The sequence below is a fragment of the Myroides albus genome (genome assembly GCF_009711045.1).
Lineage (GTDB): Bacteria > Bacteroidota > Bacteroidia > Flavobacteriales > Flavobacteriaceae > Flavobacterium > Flavobacterium album_A.
In genome coordinates, this window is sequence record NZ_WMJX01000091.1 from 1 (window position 1) to 3,421 (window position 3,421).

The 3,421-nt window shown below is 28.3% G+C and carries 5 protein-coding genes; 2 read left to right on the forward strand and 3 right to left on the reverse strand.

Annotated elements, in window-relative coordinates; genetic code table 11:
- Positions 1–265 (forward strand): alpha/beta hydrolase family protein (locus GJV76_RS15785; RefSeq protein WP_196216248.1); only part of this gene is annotated, 265 nt, incomplete at its 5' end.
- Positions 266–329: 64 nt separating this feature from the next.
- Here GJV76_RS15785 and GJV76_RS15270 read toward each other — a convergent pair.
- The 3 genes from GJV76_RS15270 to GJV76_RS15280 form a co-directional block, all read right to left on the reverse strand.
- Positions 330–653, reverse strand: coding sequence for a hypothetical protein (locus GJV76_RS15270; RefSeq protein ID WP_155093446.1), 324 nt, complete (start codon positions 651–653; stop codon positions 330–332).
- Positions 654–941: 288 nt separating this feature from the next.
- The gene (locus GJV76_RS15275; protein WP_155093447.1) at positions 942–1,586 is read right to left on the reverse strand and encodes a response regulator transcription factor; all 645 of its coding nucleotides are present in this window, start codon (positions 1,584–1,586) and stop codon (positions 942–944) included.
- A complete protein-coding gene (locus GJV76_RS15280) occupies positions 1,579–2,352 on the reverse strand; it encodes a sensor histidine kinase (RefSeq protein ID WP_155093448.1) in 774 nt (257 codons plus the stop codon). Before GJV76_RS15280 ends, GJV76_RS15275 begins: the two co-directional genes overlap by 8 nt.
- Positions 2,353–2,583: 231 nt before the next feature.
- On the opposite strand from GJV76_RS15280, the gene GJV76_RS15285 reads away from it, so the two are divergent.
- Entirely contained in the window at positions 2,584–3,390 is an 807-nt protein-coding gene (locus GJV76_RS15285; RefSeq protein WP_155093449.1) for an RteC domain-containing protein, read from the forward strand.
- Positions 3,391–3,421 lie beyond the last annotated feature (31 nt).

Sequence of the window (3,421 nt, forward strand, 5' to 3'; positions counted from 1 at the left end):
GACTGGACTTCTGGATGAAAATGTATATTGGGAAAATACTCGTAAAATGTATATTGCCCTACTACGATATAAAAAGCCTACCATTGCTCTTTTTTATAACGATATGGATCACGGAGGAGGTTTTGATGCCCCAAAGCAAACAATCGACCTGGTTCATCGTGTTAATGATTGGTTTGACTATTTCTTAAAAGACAAACACGATCGAAAATGGATTGAAGAAGGTATTAAAAAGCCCTACTCATGGAATCAATTAGATGATTTTTAGAAAAAAATAGTAGAAGACGCCAATTAGCGTCTTCTACCTTTTTATTAATTTCTATCAAACTCTTTTATTGCGTAATCTCAAAAAGAGGAAGATATCTCCCTTGATTAGAATCCCAACCATACATACGCTCATTCTGACCCTCTACATCTTCATAATAAGGAATACTTGTTACTGTTAAAGTACAGTTTTCAAGATTTACAATATCAGCTTCTGGATATGAATTACCTACTTTATAATGAAGTTTTCCAATATATGGAGTTTGAGCTAATACTGCTGTTTCTACTTGAACAACTTGATCATTATTACTAGCATTCACAGTGAATGCACCTACACTTAGCATTGCAACAACGGCAAATGACATAAGTAGGGTTTTTATTGAGTTTTTCATAATTTAATTGGTGTGAAATTAAAATAACAAACCTCGTGTCTGTTATTGTTTCTGATCATTTTTTAAGTTAGTTGGTTTTACTTTTGTTTAGTCGATTTGTATAGTTACTTTAAACCGAACAGCTCCATTACTTTACATCTCTAGAAAACATAAGGTATTTGTTTTCAGTATCAATTCATTTTAAATTGATTCGAACCAAAGTAAAATTACAAAGGACTATTATTCAAAACAATACGTGTTTTCACGGTATTTTCATATTTGATACAAACCAATAACCTCCTTAAAAACTTACCGATATAGCTCACTCAAGGATATGTAATGTCTTTGCATTGCATAAATAATTACACCAATAAAATTACTAGCATTAGTTTTGTATATCAAATTTTCTTTATACTTTTCTATGGTTCTCAAACTTAAATTCAATTTTTCTGCTATTTCTTTTCCACTATGTTGCAGAGCAAATAATTTAATAATTACAATTTCTTTATCCGTTAAAACTACTTCGCTTTTATAAACATGCTGCTGAAATATATGTATAATCTGTTTTATGTTTCCATCATAAAAAACTCCCCCTTCAGAAACTATTCGAATTGCTTTTTCTAATAAACTAGGCTGTATACTCTTTGTTAGATAACCTGAAATATTTAACTGTAACATTCTTTCAATGTTATACAAATCACTAAAACTGGTTAGTACTATTATCTTTATTTTTGGGAATCTAGTCAATACCAAAGAAGCTGTTTGAAAACCATCCATTACAGGCATTTGAAGATCTAAAAAAATCAAATCAATTTCTTTTTCTTCTAACTCTTTCAATAGCTCTAATCCATTAGAACATTGACATACTACTTTACTATTTTCAAATTGATTAACTAATAATTCGAAGCTTTCTCTAAAAAGTGTATGATCATCAACAATACCTATTCTAACCATATTTTTCTCTATTAATACTTAAACAAACTATATTTTGCTCTTTAACAAATTCATGTGTTAATATTGCTTTAATCCTTTTTGCTCTTAAAATCATACTTTTTAATCCTAACCCTTCTTGAGCAGTAAAACATAAATTAAAATTGTATTTCATTCCATTGTCAGAAATAAACAAGGTAAATTTCTGAGAGTACCATACTATTCTAACACCAATAGTTGTAGCATTACTGTGTTTGATAATATTTTGAACTACTTCTTGAGTAATCCTATAAATCTCCAATTTAACTGACTCACTAAAAAAAAATGTTTGCTCCATTATTTTCATAGACACCCTAATTTTATTTAACTTGGATACTTTAAGTACATAATTTTGTAAAATACAATTGATAGAATTATCTGATATTAAAGGAGGTAAAAGTCCATAGCTAATATGCAAGACATTATCATAACACTGCTTTAACTCTAGCTGTAGATTTTTAATAATCATATCACGCATTTTAAGGTCCTTAGTCAACTCAAAAGACGCTAACAAATTAAGTAGACTAACTAGATCACTACATACTCCATCATGTAACTCATTTGCTATTCTCTCTCTTTCTCTATAAACTAGTAAAGAATTATCAATTATACATTTATCACGTTTTTGTTTTGTTTTAAACTTATTCAAAACATTAAAATATCCTATCACTAGTACAAGGAAAAAAGCCACTAAAATAAATAGTCTAATTTCATACTCAAACAATACAAATAATTGCAAACAATCTCTCATACTTCTAAATATTATTAATCTACCTACCTATTACCTATGGTACCAGATTTGGTTAGTAAAAAGAAAAAACAATTCTAATCTTATTAAACTATACGTGTTTTCCGCACATTTTATAGTGAATTCACGTATTGACTCACTATTTAAATTCGAACTATATTTAAATAATGCATATAAAAAAGAGAAAAACACTATCTAATGCATACCAGTCATAAATAACCAACCTTATTTTTTATGACACAGATCGCTAATTACAAAAACTCGTTAAAACTCATTGAAAAAAAAGAAAATGAATTAATATCATTTGAACCTTTGACAATTGAAAAATCGGTTGAAATGATTCAATTTCTAAAAAAAACACTAACTGATATCAAAACAGAACTTCTTTTGATAGGTTTTGAAAATTCAAATGAAGAAGTGTTTTTTTTTAAAAACATAAAACCCATAATACTGGGAAAACTTATCTTTTATAATAAAATCTATAGAATAGAGACAAATTGCCCTATTAATGCTTCAAACAAAAATGAATACTACCATGAAAAAATTTCTGAACTAAATAAAGAATACGAAAAATATTTTCGCAATAACGATTTCTATAAATATTGTCAAGCTAATCGTGTAGATAGAGATTTAGAGTATTTTACTCTAGGTCAAATCAATTTACTTGTAGGAATCAACAGTTTTGCTTTTGAAATTGATCCTCTTTTTTCAACTTATTATGATTACAAATTAGCTAGAATACTAGCCAACACTCATTTAATCAACTATCTACAAGAACAAATATCCTACTCAAATGAACTTAAAATTAACTATGCAAAAAACAATGAATCACTCACATGGTCTGAATCCCAAAACGCTCTAATAGAATTAATTTATGCTCTCTATGTAAGTGGTTCTATCAATAATGGCAAGTCTGATATCAAAAAAATAGCCGTTCTATTTCAACAACTTTTCGGAATTTCATTAAATGACATCCATCACGCTTTTCATAGAATGAAAAGTCGAGCAAAATCAAGAACAATATACTTAGATATATCTTAGCCCCTAAATAAGCTGGAGTGAAACTAGTAAA